Raw genomic sequence first — 25,443 nt, 5'->3', positions numbered from 1 at the left:
GATATGGATCTTTAGCTCAGTTGGTTAGAGCAACCGGCTCATAACCGGTTGGTCCGGGGTTCGAGTCCCTGAAGGTCCACCATATGGGGGTATAGCTCAGCTGGGAGAGCACCTGCCTTGCACGCAGGGGGTCAAGGGTTCGAATCCCTTTATCTCCACCAAAAAAGAAGTAGTATGTACTACTTCTTTTTTTTATATATAAATTTATGTTGATTTTGAAATTGGTAGAGAATCGGAAAATATTCACTTCTATTTTATTCAATCACAGCTTAACATATTTTTTTACTGAATTAATCGTAATATTTATTATAGAATTTAAATTCAATGAACTAAAGGTTTATTATCAACTTTTGATTGGCAAGGTGGTATATGTGCATTCTGCGTATAGTCAAAGCTTATAAAAACAAACTTAACCTGGTGTATCTATATATGAATTTTAAAGCAATACCTTAAAATAAAGAGGTATATTAATATAACTTGATGAATTCGTTAAATTTATGATTATTAAGATTCAAAATTGTGATAGAATAACTCTTGTCTTCTTTAAGAGTGTAAAATGATATATTCGAAGGAGACAAGTTAAGTGAATTAATTAATGATAACTTATAAGCATAAATTTAATTTTTAATATCATTAGTTAAATCTTTAAAAAAGGTATTGACAAATTAACATGAATTTGATAAAATTCATAATTGTTGAAGAGAAACTGATCCTTGAAAATTAAACAGAGTGAAAGATAAGATAACTTATCTTTGAATAAACCAGCAATTCTTTGAGTTACTTTTAAAGTAACAAAGCAGTAATGAGCAAGCAAACTTTTAAATTGAGAGTTTGATCCTGGCTCAGGACGAACGCTGGCGGCGTGCCTAACACATGCAAGTCGAGCGATGAAACCCTTCGGGGTGGATTAGCGGCGGACGGGTGAGTAACACGTGGGTAACCTGCCTCAAAGAGGGGGATAGCCTCGCGAAAGGGAGATTAATACCGCATAACATTAGTTTTTCGCATGAAGAACTAATTAAAGGAGTAATCCGCTTTGAGATGGACCCGCGGCGCATTAGCTAGTTGGTGAGGTAAAGGCTCACCAAGGCGACGATGCGTAGCCGACCTGAGAGGGTGATCGGCCACATTGGAACTGAGATACGGTCCAGACTCCTACGGGAGGCAGCAGTGGGGAATATTGCACAATGGGCGAAAGCCTGATGCAGCAACGCCGCGTGAGTGATGAAGGCCTTCGGGTTGTAAAGCTCTGTCTTTGGGGACGATAATGACGGTACCCAAGGAGGAAGCCACGGCTAACTACGTGCCAGCAGCCGCGGTAATACGTAGGTGGCAAGCGTTGTCCGGATTTACTGGGCGTAAAGGATGCGTAGGCGGATATTTAAGTGAGATGTGAAATTCCCGGGCTTAACTTGGGAGCTGCATTTCAAACTGGATATCTAGAGTGTGGGAGAGGAGAATGGAATTCCTAGTGTAGCGGTGAAATGCGTAGAGATTAGGAAGAACACCAGTGGCGAAGGCGATTCTCTGGACCATAACTGACGCTGAGGCATGAAAGCGTGGGTAGCAAACAGGATTAGATACCCTGGTAGTCCACGCCGTAAACGATGAGTACTAGGTGTAGGGGGGTCCAACCCTCTGTGCCGCAGTTAACACAATAAGTACTCCGCCTGGGAAGTACGATCGCAAGATTAAAACTCAAAGGAATTGACGGGGGCCCGCACAAGCAGCGGAGCATGTGGTTTAATTCGAAGCAACGCGAAGAACCTTACCTGGACTTGACATCCCCTGAATTACTCGTAATGGAGGAAGCCCTTCGGGGCAGGGAGACAGGTGGTGCATGGTTGTCGTCAGCTCGTGTCGTGAGATGTTAGGTTAAGTCCTGCAACGAGCGCAACCCTTATCATTAGTTGCTACCATTAAGTTGAGCACTCTAGTGAGACTGCCCGGGTTAACCGGGAGGAAGGTGGGGATGACGTCAAATCATCATGCCCCTTATGTCCAGGGCTACACACGTGCTACAATGGTGAGTACAATTAGATGCAAACCCGCGAGGGGGAGCCAAACTAAAAAACTCATCCCAGTTCGGATTGTAGGCTGAAACTCGCCTACATGAAGCTGGAGTTGCTAGTAATCGCGAATCAGAATGTCGCGGTGAATACGTTCCCGGGCCTTGTACACACCGCCCGTCACACCATGAGAGCTGGCAACACCCGAAGTCCGTGAGGTAACCGTAAGGAGCCAGCGGCCGAAGGTGGGGTCAGTGATTGGGGTGAAGTCGTAACAAGGTAGCCGTAGGAGAACCTGCGGCTGGATCACCTCCTTTCTAAGGAATAATAACTAAGAACTTAGGTTTTTAGTTACATTGGAATTCTGGTTTACACTCTGTTTAATTTTGAGGGATTAACCCTTATGGGCTTATAGCTCAGCTGGTTAGAGCGCACGCCTGATAAGCGTGAGGTCGATGGTTCGAGTCCATTTAAGCCCACCAAAATGTTCTTTGAAAATTGCACAGTGATAAGCGTTGAATAATGAGAATTATTTAACATAAACAAAGTAAAGCTAAAGGTATATATACCTTTGTAGAATTATGATTTAAGGTCAAGCTACAAAGGGCGCATGGTGAATGCCTTGGCACCAGTAGCCGATGAAGGACGCGATAAGCTGCGATAAGCTTCGGGTAGGCGCAAATAGCCTGCGATCCGGAGATTTCCGAATGGGGCAACCCACATAGCTAACGCTATGTACTGTAAACTGAATTCATAGGTTTATAGAGGTAGACCCGGGGAACTGAAACATCTAAGTACCCGGAGGAAGAGAAAGAAAAATCGATTTCCTAAGTAGCGGCGAGCGAAAGGGAAAGAGCCCAAACCAGGAACTTGTTCCTGGGGTTGCGGACAGATCATAAAAGGAAGTAGGAATTAATTGAAGAGAGCTGGAAGGCTCCGCCATAGAAGGTAACAGCCCTGTAGATGAAAATGAAAACTTCTAGATCTGATCCAGAGTACCACGAGACACGTGAAACCTTGTGGGAAGCAGGGAGGACCACCTCCCAAGGCTAAATACTAACTGGTGACCGATAGTGAAGCAGTACCGTGAGGGAAAGGTGAAAAGAACCCCGGAAGGGGAGTGAAATAGAACCTGAAACCGTGTGTCCACAATCAGTCGAAGCAGTTTTACCTGCGACGACGTGCTTTTTGTAGAACGAGCCAGCGAGTTACGATGTGTAGCAAGGTTAAGTATTTAAGATACGTAGCCGAAGGGAAACCGAGTCTGAATAGGGCAAAAAGTTGCATGTCGTAGACCCGAAACCGGGTGACCTATCCATGGACAGGTTGAAGCGGAAGTAAAATTCCGTGGAGGACCGAACCACATTGGTGTTGAAAAACCATGGGATGAGCTGTGGATAGCGGAGAAATTCCAATCGAACTCGGAGATAGCTGGTTCTCCTCGAAATAGCTTTAGGGCTAGCGTTTTGAATGAGTAGTGGAGGTAGAGCACTGAATGGGCTAGGGGCTGACAACAGTTACTGAACCCTATCAAACTCCGAATGCCATATACTTGAATCAAAGCAGTCAGACTACGAATGATAAGATCCGTGGTCAAAAGGGAAACAGCCCAGACCATCAGCTAAGGTCCCAAAGTGTAAGTTAAGTGGAAAAGGATGTGGGATTTCTAAGACAACTAGGATGTTGGCTTAGAAGCAGCCACTCATTTAAAGAGTGCGTAATAGCTCACTAGTCGAGAGATCCTGCGCCGAAGATGTTCGGGGCTAAAACTTACCACCGAAGCTATGGATTGATACGTAAGTATCAGTGGTAGAGGAGCTTCCTGTATGGGTTGAAGTCGTACCGTAAGGAGCGGTGGACTGTACAGGAGTGAGTATGCTGGCATAAGTAGCGAGAAATAAGTGAGAATCTTATTGGTCGAAAACCTAAGGTTTCCTGAGGAAGGCTCGTCCGCTCAGGGTTAGTCGGGACCTAAGCCGAGGCCGAAAGGCGTAGGTGATGGACAATCGGTTGATATTCCGATACCACCAGTTTGCGTTATTACAAATGGGATGACGCAGGAGGATAGGATGTGCGCACTATTGGATGTGCGTCTAAGCACTTAGGCAGACTAGATAGGCAAATCCGTCTAGTTAATGCTGAGGTGTTACGGGGAGCCCTTTTGGGCGAAGTATCTGATTCCACGCTGCCAAGAAAAGTCTCTATGGAGTGAACTGGTGCCCGTACCGCAAACCGACACAGGTAGGTGAGGAGAGAATCCTAAGACCAGCGGAAGAATTGTTGTCAAGGAACTCGGCAAATTGACCCCGTAACTTCGGGAGAAGGGGTGCCACCGCAAGGTGGTCGCAGAGAATAGGCCCAAGCAACTGTTTAGCAAAAACACAGGTCTCTGCTAAAGCGAAAGCTGATGTATAGGGGCTGACGCCTGCCCGGTGCTGGAAGGTTAAGGGGAACACTTAGCGCAAGCGAAGGTGTGAACTTAAGCCCCAGTAAACGGCGGCCGTAACTATAACGGTCCTAAGGTAGCGAAATTCCTTGTCGGGTAAGTTCCGACCCGCACGAATGGCGTAATGACTTGGGCACTGTCTCGACAACAAATCCGGCGAAATTGTATTGCGAGTGAAGATGCTCGCTACCCGCGATTGGACGGAAAGACCCCGTAGAGCTTTACTGTAGCTTAGCATTGAGTCTCGGTATTGTCTGTACAGGATAGGTGGGAGACTGCGAAGCAGAGGCGTCAGCCTTTGTGGAGTCGTCCTTGGGATACCACCCTGACAGTACTGGGATTCTAACCGGCGGCCATGAATCTGGTCACGGGACATTGTTAGGTGGGCAGTTTGACTGGGGCGGTCGCCTCCTAAAAAGTAACGGAGGCGCCCAAAGGTTCCCTCAGAACGGTTGGAAATCGTTCGTAGAGTGCAAAGGCAGAAGGGAGCCTGACTGCGACACAAACAAGTGGAGCAGGGACGAAAGTCGGGCTTAGTGATCCGGTGGTACCTCGTGGGAGGGCCATCGCTCAACGGATAAAAGCTACCTCGGGGATAACAGGCTGATCTCCCCCAAGAGTCCACATCGACGGGGAGGTTTGGCACCTCGATGTCGGCTCGTCGCATCCTGGGGCTGAAGTAGGTCCCAAGGGTTGGGCTGTTCGCCCATTAAAGCGGCACGCGAGCTGGGTTCAGAACGTCGTGAGACAGTTCGGTCCCTATCCGTCGCGGGCGTAGGAAATTTGAGAGGAGCTGTCCTTAGTACGAGAGGACCGGGATGGACTGACCTCTGGTGCACCAGTTGTTCCGCCAGGAGCACAGCTGGGTAGCTATGTCGGGACGGGATAAACGCTGAAAGCATCTAAGCGTGAAGCCCACCTCAAGATAAGATTTCCCATAGCGTAAGCTAGTAAGACCCCTTGAAGAACACAAGGTTGATAGGTCAGAGGTGTAAGCATGGTAACATGTTCAGCTGACTGATACTAATAGGTCGAGGGCTTGACCTAATATATCACTGTGCAATTTTGAGAGAACAAAATTCTCTTGATAAATTAAATATAATCTAGTGGTTATGACGTGAAGGCTACACCCGTTCCCATTCCGAACACGATGGTTAAGCTTCACAGTGCCGATGGTACTGCACGGGAGACTGTGTGGAAGAGTAGGTCGCTGCTAGGTTAAAATATTCCGTGGTAGCTCAACGGCGGAGCATTCGGCTGTTAACCGAAGGGTTGGAGGTTCGAGTCCTCTCCACGGAGCCATTTTTATTTTGAATAAAATTATATAATTATGTATAGATGTGTAGAAACTAGTTACTTAAGGTAGCTAGTTTTTTTATTTGCAAATTCTGTAGAAAAAAATTTTAATAATTTCCATTTGAGAAAGCATAAAATAAGAAATAAGTGGAAACATATAATCAAATTATTTAGAAAATTAAATAAATTCTAAAGGGTTTTTTAAATTAAAGTAGAAATATATAATTAACCTAAAAGTGAGGGGGAATTGCTTATGAAAAACTACACAACTAAAAATTTGAGGAATGTAGGTATAATTGGACATAGCGGTTCAGGAAAAACTACTTTAGCAGAATCAATATTGTACTATACTAAAACCACAGATAGGTTTGGTAAAATTGAGGAAGGAAACACAGTTAGTGATTATGATTTAGAAGAAAAGAAGAGAAAAATATCTATATCAACTTCAACGTTACCATGTGAGTGGAATAATACAAAAATAAATCTAGTTGATATGCCTGGATATTTTGATTTTGTCGGTGACGTTTTACAAGGACTAAGAGCGTCAGATACATCTATGATTGTTGTTTCTGGGGTATCTAGCATTCAAGTAGGTACAGAAAAGGCCTGGCAATATGTTAATAGGTATAAGTTACCAAGGTCATTGTACATTAACAAATTAGACAGAGAAAACTCTAACTTTGACAAGGTATTATCAGATTTGAAAGAAAGGTTTGGAATATCAGTAGTACCGGTTCAATATCCTATAGGAACTGAAGAAAGTTTTAGGGGAGTTATAAATATAATTTCAAGAAAAGCTAGGATATTTGATGAAAAGACTAATAGTATGAAGGAATCTGATATACCACTAGAACTAATTGATAAAGTTGATGAATGTAAGAATATGATTGTAGAGGCGGTAGCTGAAACTGATGAGGTGCTACTTGATAAGTATTTTAGTGAAGGTACATTAAGTGATGAGGAAATATACAACGGACTGATAAACGGGTGCGCTAAAGGTGAGATTACGCCAGTAATGTGTGGATCAGCTTTAAAGGGAATTGGAATAGAAACACTACTTGAAGACATAGTTGAGTGTTTCCCATCACCAGAAAACACATTACCAGTTATGGCTAAAAACTTAAAAAGTAACAGTAATATTGATATAGTAATAAATGAGAATTCTCCTTTTTCTGCATTTGTATTCAAGACAATAGCAGATCCTTTTGTTGGGAAGCTGTCACTTTTCAGAGTGGTGACTGGAAAAGTTAAGTCTGATTCTGTTATATATAATGCTAGTAAGGATAAGAATGAAAAGATTGGTACTATGTATTTTTTAAGAGGTAAGCAACAAATACCTACAAGTGAGATTATAGCTGGTGATATAGGAGCTGTAGCAAAGTTACAGTTTACAAGTACTGGAGATACCTTATGTGATGCTTCAAATCCAATAGTTTTTGAAAATATCGAATTCCCAGAACCTGTTATATCAATGGCTGTTCTGCCAAAGTCTAAAAATGATGAAGATAAAATATCTAGTGGGTTAAATAAGTTATTAGAAGAAGACCCTACTTTTAAAGTTTCAAGAGATATAGAGAATGCTGAAACCATAGTTTCAGGCCTAGGAGAGTCACATCTTGATATAATTGCATCTAAATTAAAAAGTAAGTTTGGTGCAGATGTAATATTACAAACGCCAAAGATACCTTATAGAGAAACTATTAAAAAAGTTGTGGATGTTCAAGGAAAACATAAAAAACAGTCCGGTGGTCATGGACAGTATGGTGATGTAAAAATTAAGTTTGAGCCTAGAGTAGATGGAGAGGATGAGTTACAATTTGTAGATCAAGTTGTTGGTGGAGTTGTTCCAAGACAGTATATTCCGGCAGTAGAGAAAGGGCTCAAAGAGTGTATACAGCATGGAGTATTGGCTGGATATCCTGTTATAAGACTGAAAGCTATATTGCATGATGGATCATATCATCCAGTAGATTCGTCTGAAATGGCATTTAAAGTAGCAGCGTCTCTAGCTTACAAGAAAGGGTTAACAGAGGCTCAACCGATATTATTAGAGCCGATTATGCATGTTGAGATAATCGTTCCAGAATACTATATGGGTGATATAATAGGTGATATTAATAAGAAAAGAGGTAGGGTTCTAGGAATGGAGCCATGTTCAGATAAACAAAAAATAATAGCAGAAGCCCCACAATCAGAAATGTTTAAGTATGCAACGGATTTAAGATCTATGACACAAGCAAGAGGAAGCTTTACAATGAAATTTGAAAGATATGAAGAAGTTCCTCCTACTGAAGTTGGTAAGGTTATTGAAGAATCCAAAAGGCTAAAAATTAAAGAAGAGGTATAAAGTTTAGTGAAAATTCCAATAGTAAAGTACTATTGGAGTTTTTTATTGGAATAATATTCTGCATATTTTAATAAATTATAAGAGAAAATAAACATGTGAATTATTTCAGTAAGGAGAGATTTTATGTCTGAATACCGTATGGATATAAGTGGAGCAATAGAGTTAGGTGATTATAGCAGTATTTATGATTATATGGCAATAGTTAATAAAAATGATAATCTTATAATTACTATAAATAATAGTGAGGGAGAGAATGTTAATCTTATATGCAAAATGTTAGAGAATAATAATTTTATAGTGGATTTGGATAATAAGGATAATGGTGGAAAGTACTACATTAAGGCATCTAAATATAATATTTCATAATAAAATTATTTGTGTATTAGAAGAAAAACTATATCAGAAGAAGTTTGGTTTGTGTAAATAATGGAGAGTTTGATTGAGAACCAATTGTTCTATAGTGTAATTATATAACAATTGGTTCTCAACATTTTTTAGCTTGGATCGTAGAGAATATTTTAGAAAATAAAAGAAACTAAAGCGTATATTAGTATAATGATTATAAAACTATAAATTTGAGATAATATAAGTATTGAATAAAATCACTGATAATATTAATATGGAATTAAGGTCAAAGAAAGTCAAAGACAGGAGAGGATCCTTATGACAAGATTGTCAGATGTTATAGAAGAATTTATAAAGGAAATGTTGAAAAGCAATGGAGAAAATCAGCTTCAGATTGTTAGAAACGAGTTAGCTAATTATTTTAGTTGTGCTCCGTCTCAGATAAATTATGTATTAACGACAAGGTTTACTCTAGATAAGGGGTATTACATAGAGAGCAAAAGGGGTGGTGGCGGATATATAATAATCAAACGTATCAAGTTAGATAAAGATAAGTCATTACTTCAAGTCATAAATGATAGGATAGGTGAAAGCATAACATACAATGATGGTGCAAAGATAATAGAAGGTCTAGTTGAAATAGGAGTTCTTAGTGAAAGAGAAGCTATTATTACAAAAGCCGCAATAAATGATAGGACCTTAAATACTTATATAGAGAATACAAATAGATTGAGAGCTAATATATTGAAGTCAATAATTACAATTATTCTGAACAAGTCATAATTTTTCAGATAAAGTTGTATTATGTAATATTGGATTTGTCAATAGATTAGCTCACTAGAATATATTGAGATAATTCATATTATAGGGGTGATAACATGCTGTGTGAAGTATGTAAAAAAAATGATGCTACTGTACACATAACAAAAATAGTAAATGGAGTTAAGCAGGAATTTAGCTTGTGTGAAAAATGCGCAAGAGAAAAAGGAGAATTTGGGATAGGTGGGGCTATTGAGTTCTCATCACCATTTACATTTCAGACAATACTCAGCGGGATAATGGACTATGTTGGTCCAAATAATCAAACGCAGAACAACTTTGATATTTCATGTAGCAATTGTGGCAATACTTATAGTGAGTTTAAAAGAAAAGGATTGCTAGGTTGTAGCGAATGCTATAGTAACTTTGCACAGACCTTGAAACCTATTATTAAAAGAGTTCAAGGAAATTTAGAGCATACAGGAAAGTTACCTAGAAAAGCTGGTGAAACAATAATAAAGAGAAGAAGATTATTAGAGCTAAAGGAAAACCTTCAGAGAGCTATTGCTTCGGAAGACTATGAAAGTGCTGCAAAAATTAGAGATGCTATAAAAGAACTTCAAGGAGAGCCCGGTAAGGAGGTGTAATCATGGAGAACTGGATAAAATCACGTGGTAAAAATGAAGATTTAGTATTAAGCAGTAGAATAAGATTGGCAAGAAATCTTAACAAAATGCCATTCCCGCATAAATTAGATGATGATAGTGGGAAGAAGTTGATAAGAAAGGTTGAGGAAGCATTTTATACCTCCTCTCATACAGAGGATGAGTTTAAAACCATTTTACTTTGGGAAGAAAATCCTATTAATAATGAAATTTACTTAGAAAAACATTTGATAAGCAAAAATCTTTTAGACAATACTAATAAAGCAGCTTTTATTAAAGATAAAAATGAAACAATAAGCATTATGATTAATGAAGAAGACCATATAAGAATACAATGTATTACATCGGGATTAAATTTAGAAGAGGTATATGATTTAAGTAATAAGATTGATAATCTCCTAGAAGAAAAACTAGATTATGCTTTTGATGAAAAGTTTGGATATCTAACTACTTGCCCTACTAACATTGGAACTGGCCTAAGAGCATCTGTAATGGTACATCTTCCATCGCTTACTATAAACAATAAAATGAATGCAGTTTTAAACGCGATAACTCAAGTTGGAATGACTGTACGGGGGCTATACGGAGAAGGTTCAAAAGCTAAGGGGAACATCTATCAAATATCCAATCAAATAACATTAGGATTAAGTGATGAGGAAATTATAAGTAATTTAAAGGCGGTTGTAAGCCAAATAATCAATGAAGAAAATTCATCAAGAGAAAATCTTATAAAAAAATACAGATATGAGACAGAGGATAGAATTTATAGGGCTTTGGGAATATTAAGGTCATCAGTACTTTTGAGTCCTGATGAATGTTTAAAGCTATTATCCGATGTAAGATTAGGAATAGAAATGGGAATAATTAAAGATGTAGATAAGATTACTTTAAATAGCCTTTTAGTTTATACACAAAATGCGACTATACAAAAGCTTTTTGACAAAAAGCTATCTAGCAAAGAGAGAGATCTAAATAGAGCTAAACTTGTTAGAGAAAAGTTATCATAAAGATATATAATAAGTATAGGATGGTGAATATGTTATGATGTTTGGAAGATTTACTGAGAGAGCACAAAAAGTTCTCTTTTATGCTCAAGAAGAAGCTCAATCACTTAAACATGGTTATGTAGGAACTGAGCATATTTTATTAGGAATTCTAAGGGAAGATGGAATTGCTAAAAAACTTCTTAATGGAATGGGGATTACTGTAGAAAATGTAAGAAATCTAGTTGAAGAATATGAAGGAAAAGGAGATATGGAACTTTATAAGAAAGAAATACCTCTGACTCCAAGAACGAAAAGACTTTTAGAAGTAAGTTTACTTGAAGCTAGAACGTTGAATCACAATTATATAAGTCCAGAACATATATTATTAGCACTTATTAGAGAAGCTGAGGGTGTTGCTTTTACTATATTAAATAACTTAGGTGCAGATTTTGGTAGGTTAAGGAAAGAATTAGTTGATACTTTGTCAGGAGAACAGTCAACAAATTCGAATGATGTTAAGAAAGGGTCCGGTGAACCAACTCCTACTCTAGATCAATTTGGCAGGGATTTAACTGAGATGGCTAGGGAAGGAAAACTTGACCCCGTAATAGGTAGAGATAAAGAAACTCAAAGAGTTCTTGAAATACTGTCTAGAAGAACAAAAAATAATCCTTGTTTAATAGGGGACCCAGGAGTCGGTAAAACAGCTATAGCCGAGGGATTAGCACAAAAAATAGTTTCAGCAACTATTCCTGAAATGCTTAAGGATAAGAGAGTAGTAACATTAGATTTATCATCAATGATTGCGGGATCTAAGTATAGAGGTGAATTTGAAGATAGGCTTAAAAAGGTTATGGAGGAAATAAGAAAAGCTGCAAATGTCATTTTATTTATAGATGAAATTCATACCCTTATAGGAGCAGGTGCAGCAGAGGGGGCGATAGACGCATCTAATATACTAAAGCCTGCTTTAGCTAGGGGAGAAATTCAATGCATCGGGGCTACTACAATTGATGAGTATAGGAAATATATTGAGAAGGATGCAGCTTTAGAAAGAAGGTTTCAGCCTATTATGGTTGGGGAACCTACTAAGGAGGAAGCTATTCTTATATTAAAAGGATTAAGAGATAAGTATGAAGCGCATCATAGGGTGAAAATTACTGATGATGCTATAGAAGCATCAGTAAATTTGTCAGATAGATATATAACAGATAGACATTTGCCTGATAAAGCAATAGATTTAATTGATGAAGCTGCTGCAAAAGTTAGAATTGAAAGCTTAACTACTCCTCCAGATTTAAAGGAATTAGAATCTGAGCTTGAAAAAACTACAAAAGAAAAAGAGGACTCAATAAGAGTCCAGGATTTTGAAAAGGCAGCAAGATTAAGAGATAAGGAAAAAGCAATAAAGGATAGGCTAGATGGGTTGAAAACAAATTGGATGACTCAAAAAGATGTTTCTACATTAACTGTATCTGAGCCTCAAATAGCAGCTGTTGTTTCTAAATGGACTAATATACCTATAGAAAAACTAACAGAAAAAGAGTCAGAAAGATTATTGAAGTTAGAAGAAATCCTTCATAAAAGAGTTATAGGTCAGGAAGAGGCAGTAAAATCTATATCAAGGGCTGTAAGAAGAGCTAGAGTAGGACTTAAAGATCCTAAGAGACCTATAGGGTCATTTATATTCCTAGGACCGACAGGAGTAGGGAAAACAGAGTTATCTAAAGCCTTGGCTGAAGCAATGTTTGGTGATGAGACTAATATGATAAGAATTGATATGTCAGAGTATATGGAGAAACATACTGTATCAAGGCTTATAGGGTCTCCTCCTGGATATGTAGGATATGATGAAGGTGGCCAGCTAACAGAAAAGGTAAGAAGGAATCCTTACTCAGTAGTACTATTTGATGAAATTGAGAAAGCACATCCAGAAATTTTTAATATATTGCTTCAAATATTAGAAGACGGAAGACTTACAGATGGTAAGGGAAAAACTGTAGATTTTAGAAATACTATAATAATAATGACATCTAATGTAGGAGCATCTACTATTAAAAAGCAAAAATCTATGGGGTTTGCCTTAAGTGGTGAAAATCAAAAACTTGATGAATATGAGAAGATGAAAGACAATGTGATGGAGGAACTTAGGCGCTCTTTTAGACCAGAATTTTTAAATAGAATAGATGATATTATAGTCTTCCATCAACTTCAAGAAGAAGACTTGAAACAAATTGTTAGACTAATGCTAGGTTCTGTATCAGAAAGACTAAGAGATCAGAATATAGATATTCACTTTTCCAATGAAGCAGAGGAAATTCTTGCTAAGAAGGGATTTGACTTAACTTATGGAGCAAGGCCCCTTAGAAGAGCAATAACCAAAGTGGTAGAAGATAAGCTTTCCGAAGAAATGTTAAAAGGAAATGTTAGAAAGGGCAATAAAGTAAAGGTAGCTGTAGAAAATGATGAACTAGTATTTAGAAAATCAGAGTAATATTTAAAATTAATTTTTGAACAAAACAATGTATAATCTTAAAGAGATCATACATTGTTTTTGCTTTTAAAATTTGATTACTGTTGACAAGATACAGGAATAATACTGTATAATTATATTTTGTATAGAAGGAGGTGTTTTTAATGGCCAAAAATAAGACTACTTTTGTATGTCAAGAGTGTGGGTATGAATCGTTGAAATGGCTTGGGAAATGCCCAAATTGTAATAATTGGAATAGTATGATTGAAGAAATCAAGACAGCTAATGTTCCCTCAAGTTTGTCAGGGGGATCTAATAGTTTACCAAAGAGTATATTGAATATTAAGTCTAGTGAGTATGACAGATTTGACACACAAATAGCTGAATTAAATAGAGTATTAGGAGGAGGAATAGTAAGGGGATCACTTACTTTAATATCAGGAGCACCTGGTATAGGTAAATCTACATTACTTCTCCAAACTGCAAATAATATAGCAAGAAAATATGGTAAAGTTTTGTATATATCGGGAGAAGAGTCAGAAGAGCAAATAAAGATGAGAGGAGATAGGTTAGAGGCCTTATCTGAGGAACTTTATATAGTATCAGAAACTAATTTAGATAAGATAGAGGAACATATAGAAAATACCAAACCGGTTTTTGTAATTATTGATTCAATACAAACACTTTTTAAACAGTCTATTACATCTGCGCCAGGAAGTGTTTCTCAAGTTAGAGAAAGTGCTAATGATATCATGCGTATTGGTAAAACAAAAGACATTTCATTTTTTATAGTGGCACATATCACTAAACAAGGGGAACTTGCAGGCCCAAGAGTATTAGAGCATATGGTAGATACAGTGTTATCATTTGAAGGAGAGAGAACAGAAGAGTTTAGAATTTTGAGAACTGTGAAGAATCGTTTTGGAACAACTAGCGAAATCGGGGTCTTTGAAATGAGGGAAAGTGGGCTTGAAGAAATATCAAATCCTTCAGAGGTATTTCTTGAGGATACTGGATTTCAAAAAGAGGGGTCTGTGGTCATAGGTATAATGGAAGGAACTAGGCCAATTTTAGTAGAAATTCAAGCATTAGTTAGTGAAACAAAAGCTGTAATGCCAAGGAGAACAGTAGTTGGAGTTGAAAGCTCTAGGTTAAATCTTATCTTAGCAGTTTTAGAAAAAAAGTTAAAAATGCCCTTTTATAATTGCGATGTATATGTTAATGTAGTAGGAGGCCTTAATATCAATGGAACCTTTGGAGACTTAGGGTTAGCTTTAGCTCTTATTTCAAGTGTTAAGTCTAAGGAAATAAACTTGGAAAAGTTATTGATAATTGGAGAGTTAGGTCTTACAGGAGAAGTAAGACCAGTATCGTTTTCTGATAGGCTTGCAAATGAGGCAGAAAAAATGGGATTTAAAAATATTGTAATACCATTTAGAAATAGGGAAAAGATAAAGAACAAGAAAATAAATATAATTGGAGTTACTTCCCTGAAAGAAGCGGTAAGTAAAGTTTTTTAATGTAGGGTGATAGAGTTGAGATTTGAAAAAGACAAGGAACTTATGAATATACTTAAGCTTATGGCACCAGGTACTCAACTTAGGGATGGACTGGAGAACATACTGAGAGCTAAGACTGGTGGACTCATAATATTAGGAGATAATGAACAAATACTAAAAATAGTTGACGGTGGTTTTACTATAAATTCAGAATATAGTCCTTCTTACGTCTATGAGCTTGCTAAGATGGATGGAGCACTTGTTTTGAGTAGTGATCTGAAAAAAATTATATATGCAAATGCACAATTGATTCCGGACTCTAGTATTCCTACTTTTGAGACTGGGACTAGGCATAGGACTGCCGACAGAGTAGCCAAACAAACAGGCGCAATTGTTGTAGCTATTTCCCAAAGGAGAAATATTATAACGGTATATAAAGGTAGTGTAAAATACGTATTAAGAGATAGTAGTATAATACTAGGAAGGGCTAATCAAGCACTTCAGACTTTAGAAAAATATGTAGCAGTACTAGATAGGGTTGTAAGTAATTTGAATATTCTTGAATTTCAAGATTTAGTAACTTTGTTTGATGTTGTTACAGGAATACAAAGAACGGAAATGGTCATGAGAATTGTATCAGAAATCGAAAGATACATATGTGAGTTGGGAAATGAAGGAAGGCTCATTTCTATGCAGTTAAATGAACTTGTAAAAAGTGTTGAACAGGACGGTATTCTTTTAATACGAGATTATTGTCAAAATAATATGGATTACAATGAAATATATAAACTAGTTCAAGCGATGGGGTCTGAAGAGTTGCTGAATTTAGACACCATTTCAAAGTATTTAGGTTATATAGGAGTACCTTTGGTAGATACACTTATATCCCCAAGAGGATATAGGATGTTAAATAAGATACCAAGGATACCAACTAATGTAATAGAAAACTTAGTTAAAAACTTTAGAGAGTTAAAGGGTGTTATGGAAGCATCATATGAACAATTAGATAAGGTTGAAGGAATTGGAGAAGCAAGGGCTAGGGCTATAAAAAATGGACTTCGAAGGCTTAGAGAGCAAATAATGATAGATAATAATTTCAGCACAAAATAATGTTTTCATTATTTTGTGCTGATTTTTCATCTAAAGGAATATTTACCTAAAGTATTTATTTTATCATACTCTTTAAGAAGTATATCATATAAATTTAAGTCTAAACTATTACAAAGAGAAGCAATATAGAAAAAGTTATTTCCAATTTCTCTTTCGATTACATCTCGACAATTACTGCAAAGCTTTCCATCGATATGTGTTTTAAAGGAATCTTTTAATGATTCTACATTTATGTTGTTATCATCTTCAGGTAAGTGCTGTTTTTTACCATTTATTTCAACGCATCCGCAATTTGTAGCTGACTTTGCTACAGCTCTGTTTATTCTTCCATTAGATTCTTGAAGCTTAGTCATTATATCCAAAACACTTTTATGTCTTATAAGAGATTCATCAACTGCATTCTGAAAATCATCAAAAATTACATCTTTCATCAGGCTCAACTCCTTATATAGATTTAAATTAACATCTACAAATTAATTATAGTTTTTTTCAGATAATTTTGTCAATAAATATAGTACGAATTTTACTTTCCTTCTATATAATAAATCAAGAACAATTATATGGATAGGGGGATTAGCATGTCAGATAATGGAGTTAAGGTATTTGTTCCCAATTATGGGGCTGGTATTATGTCACAATTAGAATGTAATGAATATGATACAAAAAAGAAATATATAAAAATTTCTCTTTTGCTTAATGATATAGATTTATATATACCTGAAGATAAGATTGATGGCTATAAGGTTAGAGAACTAGTGTGCAAAGACGTTATGGAAGATATGCTTAAAATAATAAAACAAAATCCTTTGCAAATTGAAAAAAAGTGGGGAAAGAGATATAGAGATAATAATGATAAGATAAAAACTGGCAATATTTTAAAAATATGCGAGGTAATAAGGGATTTATATTATTTAAAACTTCATGAACATCTGCCACCAGGGGAAAATAAAATCTTATATAAAGCTGAAAATATGTTGGCAAGCGAAATTATGCTAGTTTTTGATATAAATATGGATGAGGCATTATGTAAGATAAGGTAAATAATTTATTAAATAAATTAAGTTTTATTGAAAAAAATAATTTATTAATATATATTAGATATTAATAGGATTTAAAAATGAAAAAAATGTTAATAATTATAAAGGAGGTGATGTTATTGTTAAAAAAATTATTAAGGGGTTTATTTACAATTATAGGACTAATATTAGGTTATCTAATTGGTGATGAAGTAATTCATACCAGTTATTTCTTAAAGTTAGCCCATATAGGAGGAAGTCCTATAAAGTCAATATTATTTTTGATTTTATCAACTATATTTTTCGGAATTATATTATTTTTAATATCTCCTTGGATTAATGCTATTATAATAAAGATTATGGATTATATTGAAAAGAGTATTCAAAAGTTACCTGCAACTGAAATACTATTTGGTACAATAGGTGGTATTGTAGGACTTGCAATAGCTGCATTATTTGTTAACCTTTTAGCTCGTATACCTATAATAGGAGCTATCCTAGCAGTAGTAGTTGCAGTAATAATGGCGGCTTTAGGCGGAAATATAGCTATACGAAAGAGAGAAGAATTGTTAGCCTTATTCTCTAGCATAAGCATAAAAAAGGGAGTTGTTAACAAGGATAAAAAGAGTAAATCTGATTATAAGGGATATTCTAAAATATTAGATACATCTGTAATCATAGACGGAAGAATATTTGATATATGTCAGACTGGATTTATTGAGGGAGCTTTAGTAATACCTAACTTTGTACTTGAGGAATTGAGGCACATAGCAGATTCTTCGGATGGTTTAAAAAGGAACCGAGGAAGAAGAGGACTTGATATATTAAACAAGATACAAAAGGAATTAAATATAGAGGTACAAATTTACGAAAAAGATTTTCCTGAAATAGCAGAAGTAGATAGCAAGCTTTTAAAACTAGCACAAGTTTTAGGTGGAAAAGTTATAACTAATGATTATAATTTAAATAAGGTTGCAGAGTTCCAAGGAGTACCAGTTTTAAATATAAATGAGTTAGCAAATGCCGTTAAGCCAGTTGTGTTGCCAGGTGAAGAAATGAAAATTCAAATAGTTAAGGATGGAAAAGAATCAGGTCAAGGAATTGCTTACCTTGATGATGGTACAATGATAGTTGTAGAAGGTGGAAGAAAGCACATAGGTGAAACTAAAGATGTAGTAGTTACATCTGTACTTCAGACTGCAGCTGGAAGAATGATTTTTGCAAAACAGAAAGAGGAAGCTTAAGTATGAGTAAGAATTTTGTTATTATTGTAGCGGCAGGAAAAGGAAAAAGAATGGGGGCTAATATCAATAAGCAGTTTATCAATATAAAAGATAAACCTATTCTTTACTATTCACTAAAGACATTTTCAAATTCTGATTTAATAGATGGAATAATTATTGTATGTGCTGAGAATGAAATAAAGTATTGTAAGAAAGAAATAGTAGATAAATATCAGATAGGTAAAGTATTACAGATAGTAGCTGGTGGGAGTGAAAGGCAAGATTCAGTGTACAATGGGTTAAAAGCTATTAAAGATTGTGGAGTTGTCTTAATTCATGATGGCGCTAGGCCTTTTGTAACAGTAAAAATTATTGAGGATGGTATAAAATATACAAAAAGTTATGGTGCTTGTGCCTGTGGTATAATGCCTAAGGATACAATAAAGATTAAAGATGAAGAGGGATTCTCATGCAATACGTTTGAGAGGGAGAAAGTTTTCGCTGTTCAAACCCCTCAATGTTTTAAGTATGATCTTATTTTTAATTGTCATGAAAAGTTATCGTTAACTGGGCAGAAGGTTACTGATGATACTTCAGTTGTTGAGTACTATGGTAACAAAGTTTACTTATATGAGGGAAGTTATAATAATATAAAGATTACGACGCCAGAAGATTTATATATAGCGGAAAAAATAATTGAAAAACTCTAAAAATTAATTAAATCTCTTATTGCTGATGCAATAAGAGATTTAATTGAATATTGAAGACATTAAACTTAAGTCAGTATACCATATAAAACTAATAGCAGTAATTTAGGTAAATATAACATTTAACCTAAAGTGTGATAAAAATGCTAATAAGGGTTAAATAAGTGAAAAGAATGTGTTAAAATGTTTAAGTAAATTAATGTATTACTTTCGTTATTTAAAAGGTAAATAATTTTGTTGATTATAATACAAATCCGAATCAGGAGGTAAAAATAATATGAAGCTATTCAATACAATGACAAGAAAGAAAGAAGAGTTTATTCCTCTAAAAGAGGGAGAAGTAAATATGTATGTGTGCGGACCTACAGTTTACAATTATTTCCACATAGGTAATGCGAGAACGTTTGTTGTTTTTGATGCCGTTAGAAGATATTTTGAGTACAGAGGATATAAAGTAAAATTCGTACAAAATTTTACTGATATTGACGACAAAATGATAAAGAGAGCAAGTGAAGAAAGTATTACAGTTAAACAGTTGGGAGATAGATTTATAGATGAGTATTACAAAGATGCCGATGCTTTAAATATAGAAAGAGCTACAGTAAATCCAAGAGCAACTCATTATATAGATCAAATAGTTGAATTTGTAAGAGATCTAATAGAAAGAGGATATGCATACGAAGTTAATGGAGATGTATATTTTAGTACAAAGAAATTTGATGAGTATGGAAAGTTATCTGGTCAAAATCTTGAAGACCTTCAATCTGGAGCAAGAATAGATGTAGATGAGAGAAAACAAGACCCTATGGACTTTGCAATTTGGAAGAGTCAAAAACCAGGAGAACCCGCATGGGAAAGTCCATGGGGTATGGGAAGACCGGGGTGGCATATAGAGTGTTCTTGTATGGCTCATGATTTATTGGGAGAAACTATCGACATTCATGCTGGTGGCTCAGATTTAGTTTTTCCACATCATGAGAATGAAATAGCACAAAGTGAGGGAAGAACAGGTCAAACATTTGCAAAATATTGGATGCACTCTGCCTTTGTGAATGTTAACAATCAAAAAATGTCAAAGTCGCTTAATAACTTTTTCACTGCAAGAGAAATATTAGAGAAGTATGATTCTGATGTTATAAGAATGTTTATGTTATCTGGGCATTACAGAACACAGATAAATTTTAGTCTGGAATTATTAGACTCCACAAAAGCGGCAATAGAAAGATTGTACAATTCAATTGGGAACCTAGAAAGTCTATTGGATGAAATAAAGCTAGAAAAAGCTACAGAAGAGGAAAAGAAATACATTGAGAATCTAGATTCGTATAGAAAAAAATATATAGAAAAAATGGATGATGATTTCAATACGGCTGATGCTATATCTGTTATCTTTGACTTGGTAAGAGATATTAATACAAATGTAGGAGTAAACTCTTCTGAAGAGGTAGTCAGATATTCATTAGATCTAATAAAAGAACTTGGTAAACCTTTGGGTATATTACAAAATTCCAAAAAGGTAACTTTGGAGGAAGAAATCGAGAAGCTTATAGAAATGAGACAGCAAGCAAGAAAAAATAAAGACTGGGCTCTTTCTGATAAAATTAGAGATGATCTAAAGGCGCAAGGGATTATTCTTGAAGATACACCTCAAGGGGTAAGATGGAAAAGAAACTAAAGTGAAGCTGATTTAGAATGGAGAATTTAGATGAATTTTAACTTAATAAAAAATAAATTTACCAAAGAAAGTGCAAGGCAATTAAACCCACTAGTTTTAGCTTATGTAGGAGATGCAATATATGAAATTTTTATAAGAACTTATTTAGTAGAAATGAATAGGGATATGTCTGTTCATAAACTACATAAGGAAACTATAAAGTTTGTTAAGGCGCATTCACAAAGTGAATTTATAAAAAAGTTAGAATGCAAATTGACGGAAGAAGAAATAAATATATTTAAGAGAGGCAGAAACTGCAAGTCGTCAACTGCTCCGAAAAATGCAGATATTCAAGAATATAGATTTGCCACAGGATTTGAAGCATTAGTGGGATTTTTATATATAACGGAGCAAGTTGAAAGACTTGAGTATCTACTTAATATTATTGTTGATATACAAAAAGGGGGGGATATAAGTGCAACTTAAAGTTAAACTAATAGAATATACACCTAATCCTGAAAATGTTATAGCTTCAGCAGCAAAATTATGCTATAGCTCTGTTGGAATTGATGAAATACAAAAAAATTTAGATGGAGAAGCTGCAACTAAATTCTTAAATATGCTTATGTCATATGGACATGAGTCACCAGTAGAACACGTATCTTTTACATTTGCTGTTGAAGGGGTTTCGAGAAGTTTAACACACCAGTTAGTAAGACATAGAATTGGTTCATATTCTCAGCAAAGTCAAAGGTACGTAAAATTAAAACAGTTTGAATATATAATCCCGCCAGAAATTGAGAAAGATAATGATGCTAAGGAAATATTTATTGATACTATGAAAAATAGTCAAGAGTCTTATAATAAGTTGACCAACATATTAAAGGAAAGATATGTAGAAAGTGGAATGGATTTGTTATCGGCAGAAAAAAAGGCTATTGAAGATGCAAGATATGTATTTCCTAATGCTTGTGAAACAAAAATAATATTTACTATGAATGCTAGAAGTCTAATTAACTTTTTCAAACATAGGTGTTGCAATCGAGCACAGTGGGAAATAAGAGAGTTAGCAGATGAAATGCTTAAACAAGTAAAAGGAGTAGCGCCAATTCTTTTCAAAAAATGTGGACCTTCCTGTGTAACAGGAATTTGTCCTGAAGGACGAATGAGTTGCGGTAAAATTGAGGATGTAAGAAGGAAATATATTTAATAGTATACATTGCTTGAGTATTGGCTGTTGAGGAGGTAATAATGTGAAAGAAAACAATAAGGGGTTTAAAGAAAAAAATTTAAATCCCAAAAGAGAAAATAGTAATTCCACCGATAGTAATAAAGGCAAGATTAATAAAATTACTGAGAATAATGTAATGGAATTTAGAGAAGATATAATTGAAGGTAGGAATGCAGTTATAGAGGCTTTACGTTCCAATCGAACAATTGAACAGATATTTATAGCAAATGGAGATGTGTCAGGTTCAATAAATGTAGTTCTAGGTTTAGCGAAGGATAAAAATATAGTCATAAAGTACGTAGACAGAAGAAAGTTGGATCAAATGTCTCAAACGGGGGCTCACCAGGGTGTAATTGCGCAGGTTACTCCGTACAAATACTTTGAAATTGAGGATATTTTAAGTTATGCAAAAGAAAAAGGAGAAAATCCTTTTATAATAATACTTGATGAAATTGAAGATCCACATAACTTTGGTTCTATAATAAGAACAGCTGAAACTTGTGGAGCTCATGGAATTATAATACCTAAAAGAAGGAATGTAGGGGTCACTCCAACTGTATATAAATCTTCGGCAGGTGCCACAGAGCATATAAAAATTGCTAAAGTTACAAATCTAAACTCTACTATAGATAAACTTAAAGAGGAGGGTATATGGATATACGGAGCTGACATGGCTGGAGAAAGTTATTGTTTTGACACAAATTTTGAGGGATCAATAGCTTTAATAATTGGAAGTGAAGGTAAAGGTATTCTAAAATTAACGAAAGAAAAATGTGATGTACTTGTTAAAATACCTATGGTTGGAAAAATATCGTCTTTAAATGCTTCTGTTGCAGGTGGCATATTGATGTATGAAGTATTAAAACAAAAAATGAAATGTGATAAAAAGTGAAAAAAGTTTTTGTAGATGGCTATAATGTAATTAATAGTTGGCCTGGGCTAAAGGATATTAAACAATATAGCTTTGAGGCTGCCAGGAAAGAGTTAATAGAGATTCTTAGCAACTATGCAGCATATAATGGATATAAAATATTTATAGTTTTTGATGCACATATGGTTAGTGGAAGTATAGAAAAACGTGAAAAAATAACCGATAACATTATTGTTATTTTCACTAAAGAAGGAGAAACGGCAGATATCCTCATAGAGAGGGAAGTTAATAGAATAGGCCGGAAAGCAGAAGTGTGTGTTGTAACATCTGACTCATTAGAGCAGCAAATTGTGTTTCAAAGAGGAGCGGTAAGAATGTCCTCTATTGAGTTCTATCACGAGATTAAATTAATAGAATCTAAAATAAAAAATAAGATAGAGAAAAAGTATTTTTCTAGGAAGTATACATTAGCAGATGATGTTGATGAGAATATACTGGAAAAACTTGAAAAAATTCGAAGAAGTAAGTGAAATCTATTGACTAAAAATTTAAATGTAATGTATAATCAGTTATGTGGCCTATATTTATTTTGGGGGGGATACCTTGGAAAAGAGGGGTTATATCAGTAAAATTTCCTCCTTTACAGATAAGTTAGATGAGGAAGTTGTTATGGAAGCTAAAAAAGGGGATATTAGGGCTCAGGAATATTTGATAAACAAATATGAAAACTTCGTTAAATCTAAAGCTAAGTCTTATTTTTTAATAGGAGCAGATAAAGAAGATATATATCAAGAGGGAATGATAGGATTATATAAAGCTATTAGGGATTTCAAGCCAGATAAATTGTCTTCCTTTAAGGCTTTTGCAGAATTATGTGTAACTAGGCAAATAATAACTGCAATCAAGACGGCTACACGTCAAAAACATATACCACTTAATACATATGTTTCTTTAAATAAACCTATATATGACGAAGAGTCAGATAGAACTTTATTAGATGTATTATCTGAAGCTAGGGTATCTGATCCAGAAGAGCTAATCATAAGTAAAGAAGAACTAAACCACATACAACGAGAAATTGGCGAAGTTTTGTCAAGTTTAGAAATGGAAGTTTTGATGTCTTATCTTGATGGTAAGTCATATCAAGAGATTGCTTGTGATTTAGATAGGCACGCTAAATCAATAGACAATGCGTTACAAAGAGTTAAAAGAAAACTAGAAAAATGTTTGAATGATAAATAACAAATACATATTGACAAAAAAAAAAAATTATATTAAAATTGATAATCGGTATATAACTTTTAAAATAATTTTAATTTATGGTGAGCAGGAGTAATTTAATATAGATTAACCTATTAAATTATGTGTTAGGAATTTTAATCATTCCTGCTCTGAATAGTAAAATTGCCCATGTAGCTCAGTCGGCAGAGCGTCACCTTGGTAAGGTGGAGGTCACCGGTTCAATCCCGGTCATGGGCTCCAATAATATATTTAAAGTTCACAACACACCAGGGTGAGTTTACCTAAACAAAATGTTTATCAAACGAGGAGGAACAAAAAATGTCAAAAGCAAAATTTGAAAGAACAAAACCACACGTAAACATAGGAACAATAGGACACGTAGACCACGGTAAGACAACATTAACAGCAGCAATAACAACAGTATTATCAAAAAAAGGATTTGCAGAAGCATTTGATTATGCATCAATAGACAAAGCACCAGAAGAAAGAGAAAGAGGAATCACAATCAACACAGCACACGTTGAATATCAAACAGAAACAAGACACTATGCACACGTTGATTGTCCAGGACACGCTGACTATGTTAAGAACATGATAACAGGAGCAGCACAGATGGATGGAGCTATCTTAGTTGTAAGTGCAGCAGATGGTCCAATGCCACAAACAAGAGAGCACATACTACTAGCATCAAGAGTTGGAGTACAATATATAGTAGTATTCTTAAACAAAGCAGATATGGTAGATGATCCAGAGTTGTTAGAATTAGTTGAAATGGAAGTTAGAGAATTACTTAACGAGTATGACTTCCCAGGAGATGATACTCCAATCGTAGCTGGATCAGCATTAAAAGCATTAGAAAATCCAACAGATGAAGAAGCAATAAAGCCAATACTAGACTTAATGGATGCAGTAGATAGCCATATACCAACACCAGAAAGAGCTACAGACAAAGCATTCTTAATGCCAGTAGAAGATGTATTCACAATCACAGGAAGAGGAACAGTTGCAACAGGAAGAGTTGAAAGTGGAATACTAAAAGTTGGAGACGAAGTAGAAATCGTTGGATTAAAAGAAGAAAAAGGTAAGTCAGTATGTACAGGAGTTGAAATGTTTAGAAAGCTTCTTGATCAAGCGATGGCAGGAGATAACATAGGAGCATTATTAAGAGGTGTTCAAAGAACTGATATCGAAAGAGGTCAAGTATTAGCAAAACCTGGTTCAGTTCAACCACACAGCAAGTTTGTAGGTCAGGTTTACGTATTAAAGAAAGAAGAAGGCGGAAGACACACTCCATTCTTCGATGGATACAGACCACAATTCTATTTCAGAACAACAGACGTTACAGGATCAATCAAATTACCAGAAGGAATGGAAATGGTTATGCCTGGAGACCACATCGACATGAAAGTTGAATTAATCACTCCAGTAGCAATGGATGAAGGATTAAGATTCGCTATAAGAGAAGGCGGAAGAACTGTTGGTTCAGGAGTTGTTAGTACTATAGAAAAGTAATCAATGTTATAGGACTGGGTTTCTAGACCTAGTCCTTTTAAAAGTATAAATG

19 protein-coding genes, 5 tRNA genes and 3 rRNA genes are annotated in these 25,443 nt (G+C 35.5%); 26 read left to right on the top strand and 1 reads right to left on the bottom strand.

Annotated features, from left to right (window positions below; genetic code table 11):
* Positions 1 to 5 precede the first annotated feature (5 nt).
* The 15 genes from AC0N0V_RS22880 (at position 6) to disA (ending at position 15,935) form a co-directional block, all read left to right on the top strand.
* Positions 6 to 82 (top strand) — tRNA-Ile (locus tag AC0N0V_RS22880).
* 3 nt (positions 83 to 85) lie between these two features.
* Positions 86 to 161, top strand: a tRNA-Ala gene (locus AC0N0V_RS22875).
* Between the two features lie 658 nt (positions 162 to 819).
* Positions 820 to 2,326 (top strand): 16S ribosomal RNA (locus AC0N0V_RS22870).
* Positions 2,327 to 2,414: 88 nt separating this feature from the next.
* A tRNA-Ile gene (locus tag AC0N0V_RS22865) sits at positions 2,415 to 2,491 on the top strand.
* A gap of 108 nt (positions 2,492 to 2,599) precedes the next feature.
* Positions 2,600 to 5,502 (top strand): 23S ribosomal RNA (locus AC0N0V_RS22860).
* A gap of 55 nt (positions 5,503 to 5,557) precedes the next feature.
* Positions 5,558 to 5,674 (top strand): 5S ribosomal RNA (gene rrf, locus AC0N0V_RS22855).
* The 16S, 23S and 5S rRNA genes sit together here with 2 tRNA genes alongside, the layout of an rRNA operon.
* An 8-nt stretch (positions 5,675 to 5,682) precedes the next feature.
* Positions 5,683 to 5,757 (top strand) — tRNA-Asn (locus tag AC0N0V_RS22850).
* Positions 5,758 to 6,004: 247 nt separating this feature from the next.
* The gene (gene fusA / locus AC0N0V_RS22845) at positions 6,005 to 8,098 is read left to right on the top strand and encodes an elongation factor G (protein WP_474461217.1); all 2,094 of its coding nucleotides are present in this window, start codon (positions 6,005 to 6,007) and stop codon (positions 8,096 to 8,098) included.
* A 123-nt stretch (positions 8,099 to 8,221) separates the two neighbouring features.
* Positions 8,222 to 8,464 (top strand): hypothetical protein, encoded by a 243-nt coding sequence (locus AC0N0V_RS22840; RefSeq protein ID WP_474461216.1) that lies wholly within the window; start codon positions 8,222 to 8,224, stop codon positions 8,462 to 8,464.
* A 297-nt stretch (positions 8,465 to 8,761) separates the two neighbouring features.
* Positions 8,762 to 9,226 carry a CtsR family transcriptional regulator gene (locus AC0N0V_RS22835; RefSeq protein ID WP_474461215.1) on the top strand — a complete coding sequence of 155 codons (465 nt, stop codon included), beginning with the start codon at positions 8,762 to 8,764 and terminating at the stop codon, positions 9,224 to 9,226.
* Between the two features lie 95 nt (positions 9,227 to 9,321).
* Positions 9,322 to 9,849, top strand: coding sequence for a UvrB/UvrC motif-containing protein (locus AC0N0V_RS22830; RefSeq protein WP_474461214.1), 528 nt, complete (start codon positions 9,322 to 9,324; stop codon positions 9,847 to 9,849).
* Positions 9,850 to 9,851: 2 nt separating this feature from the next.
* Positions 9,852 to 10,874 carry a protein arginine kinase gene (locus AC0N0V_RS22825; RefSeq protein ID WP_474461213.1) on the top strand — a complete coding sequence of 341 codons (1,023 nt, stop codon included), beginning with the start codon at positions 9,852 to 9,854 and terminating at the stop codon, positions 10,872 to 10,874.
* A gap of 34 nt (positions 10,875 to 10,908) precedes the next feature.
* On the top strand, positions 10,909 to 13,347 hold the full coding sequence (locus tag AC0N0V_RS22820; RefSeq protein WP_474461212.1) for an ATP-dependent Clp protease ATP-binding subunit: 2,439 nt from the start codon (positions 10,909 to 10,911) through the stop codon (positions 13,345 to 13,347).
* A 143-nt stretch (positions 13,348 to 13,490) separates the two neighbouring features.
* Complete coding sequence (gene radA / locus AC0N0V_RS22815; RefSeq protein WP_474461211.1) at positions 13,491 to 14,846, top strand: DNA repair protein RadA; 1,356 nt, start codon at positions 13,491 to 13,493, stop codon at positions 14,844 to 14,846.
* Between the two features lie 15 nt (positions 14,847 to 14,861).
* Positions 14,862 to 15,935, top strand: coding sequence for a DNA integrity scanning diadenylate cyclase DisA (gene disA / locus AC0N0V_RS22810; protein WP_474461210.1), 1,074 nt, complete (start codon positions 14,862 to 14,864; stop codon positions 15,933 to 15,935).
* A gap of 26 nt (positions 15,936 to 15,961) precedes the next feature.
* Here the strand turns inward: disA and AC0N0V_RS22805 are convergent, their stop codons facing one another.
* A complete protein-coding gene (locus tag AC0N0V_RS22805) occupies positions 15,962 to 16,366 on the bottom strand; it encodes a nucleoside triphosphate pyrophosphohydrolase family protein (protein ID WP_474461209.1) in 405 nt (134 codons plus the stop codon).
* Positions 16,367 to 16,513: 147 nt separating this feature from the next.
* On the opposite strand from AC0N0V_RS22805, the gene AC0N0V_RS22800 reads away from it, so the two are divergent.
* The 11 genes from AC0N0V_RS22800 (at position 16,514) to tuf (ending at position 25,391) form a co-directional block, all read left to right on the top strand.
* Entirely contained in the window at positions 16,514 to 16,975 is a 462-nt protein-coding gene (locus AC0N0V_RS22800; RefSeq protein WP_474461208.1) for a CarD family transcriptional regulator, read from the top strand.
* Between the two features lie 116 nt (positions 16,976 to 17,091).
* Positions 17,092 to 18,195 carry a PIN/TRAM domain-containing protein gene (locus tag AC0N0V_RS22795; RefSeq protein ID WP_474461207.1) on the top strand — a complete coding sequence of 368 codons (1,104 nt, stop codon included), beginning with the start codon at positions 17,092 to 17,094 and terminating at the stop codon, positions 18,193 to 18,195.
* 2 nt (positions 18,196 to 18,197) lie between these two features.
* Entirely contained in the window at positions 18,198 to 18,884 is a 687-nt protein-coding gene (gene ispD / locus AC0N0V_RS22790) for a 2-C-methyl-D-erythritol 4-phosphate cytidylyltransferase (protein ID WP_474461206.1), read from the top strand.
* A gap of 274 nt (positions 18,885 to 19,158) precedes the next feature.
* Positions 19,159 to 20,556, top strand: a complete 1,398-nt coding sequence (gene cysS / locus AC0N0V_RS22785) for a cysteine--tRNA ligase (protein WP_474461205.1) — start codon at positions 19,159 to 19,161, stop codon at positions 20,554 to 20,556.
* A gap of 30 nt (positions 20,557 to 20,586) precedes the next feature.
* The gene (locus tag AC0N0V_RS22780) at positions 20,587 to 21,021 is read left to right on the top strand and encodes a Mini-ribonuclease 3 (RefSeq protein WP_474461204.1); all 435 of its coding nucleotides are present in this window, start codon (positions 20,587 to 20,589) and stop codon (positions 21,019 to 21,021) included.
* A complete protein-coding gene (thyX, locus tag AC0N0V_RS22775; protein WP_474461203.1) occupies positions 21,011 to 21,745 on the top strand; it encodes an FAD-dependent thymidylate synthase in 735 nt (244 codons plus the stop codon). The genes AC0N0V_RS22780 and thyX overlap by 11 nt, the downstream gene beginning before the upstream one ends.
* 157 nt (positions 21,746 to 21,902) lie before the next feature.
* Positions 21,903 to 22,658, top strand: coding sequence for a 23S rRNA (guanosine(2251)-2'-O)-methyltransferase RlmB (rlmB, locus tag AC0N0V_RS22770; protein WP_474464619.1), 756 nt, complete (start codon positions 21,903 to 21,905; stop codon positions 22,656 to 22,658).
* Positions 22,655 to 23,167, top strand: a complete 513-nt coding sequence (locus tag AC0N0V_RS22765; protein ID WP_474461202.1) for an NYN domain-containing protein — start codon at positions 22,655 to 22,657, stop codon at positions 23,165 to 23,167. The genes rlmB and AC0N0V_RS22765 overlap by 4 nt, the downstream gene beginning before the upstream one ends.
* Positions 23,168 to 23,240: 73 nt before the next feature.
* Entirely contained in the window at positions 23,241 to 23,879 is a 639-nt protein-coding gene (sigH, locus tag AC0N0V_RS22760; RefSeq protein WP_474461201.1) for an RNA polymerase sporulation sigma factor SigH, read from the top strand.
* Positions 23,880 to 24,043: 164 nt separating this feature from the next.
* Positions 24,044 to 24,119: transfer RNA gene (locus AC0N0V_RS22755), tRNA-Thr, on the top strand.
* A gap of 78 nt (positions 24,120 to 24,197) precedes the next feature.
* Positions 24,198 to 25,391 (top strand): elongation factor Tu, encoded by a 1,194-nt coding sequence (tuf, locus tag AC0N0V_RS22750; protein WP_474461185.1) that lies wholly within the window; start codon positions 24,198 to 24,200, stop codon positions 25,389 to 25,391.
* Positions 25,392 to 25,443 lie beyond the last annotated feature (52 nt).

It is taken from the genome of Clostridium sp. CS1-1, from assembly GCF_056135525.1.
The sequence above is the reverse complement of the archived record's forward strand: the minus strand, read 5'-3'. Positions and strand labels throughout refer to the sequence as shown.

Bases quoted from the DNA above. Each gene is read 5' to 3' on its own strand.
- AC0N0V_RS22830 (WP_474461214.1), top strand. From the start codon at position 9,322: ATGCTGTGTGAAGTATGTAAAAAAAATGATGCTACTGTACACATAACA.
- rlmB (WP_474464619.1), top strand. From the start codon at position 21,903: ATGGAATTTAGAGAAGATATAATTGAAGGTAGGAATGCAGTTATAGAG.
- AC0N0V_RS22820 (WP_474461212.1), top strand. From the start codon at position 10,909: ATGATGTTTGGAAGATTTACTGAGAGAGCACAAAAAGTTCTCTTTTAT.
- tuf (WP_474461185.1), top strand. From the start codon at position 24,198: ATGTCAAAAGCAAAATTTGAAAGAACAAAACCACACGTAAACATAGGA.
- AC0N0V_RS22780 (WP_474461204.1), top strand. From the start codon at position 20,587: ATGAATTTTAACTTAATAAAAAATAAATTTACCAAAGAAAGTGCAAGG.
- cysS (WP_474461205.1), top strand. From the start codon at position 19,159: ATGAAGCTATTCAATACAATGACAAGAAAGAAAGAAGAGTTTATTCCT.
- AC0N0V_RS22825 (WP_474461213.1), top strand. From the start codon at position 9,852: ATGGAGAACTGGATAAAATCACGTGGTAAAAATGAAGATTTAGTATTA.
- fusA (WP_474461217.1), top strand. From the start codon at position 6,005: ATGAAAAACTACACAACTAAAAATTTGAGGAATGTAGGTATAATTGGA.
- radA (WP_474461211.1), top strand. From the start codon at position 13,491: ATGGCCAAAAATAAGACTACTTTTGTATGTCAAGAGTGTGGGTATGAA.
- AC0N0V_RS22805 (WP_474461209.1), bottom strand. From the start codon at position 16,366: ATGAAAGATGTAATTTTTGATGATTTTCAGAATGCAGTTGATGAATCT.
- AC0N0V_RS22835 (WP_474461215.1), top strand. From the start codon at position 8,762: ATGACAAGATTGTCAGATGTTATAGAAGAATTTATAAAGGAAATGTTG.
- AC0N0V_RS22800 (WP_474461208.1), top strand. From the start codon at position 16,514: ATGTCAGATAATGGAGTTAAGGTATTTGTTCCCAATTATGGGGCTGGT.
- AC0N0V_RS22840 (WP_474461216.1), top strand. From the start codon at position 8,222: ATGTCTGAATACCGTATGGATATAAGTGGAGCAATAGAGTTAGGTGAT.
- ispD (WP_474461206.1), top strand. From the start codon at position 18,198: ATGAGTAAGAATTTTGTTATTATTGTAGCGGCAGGAAAAGGAAAAAGA.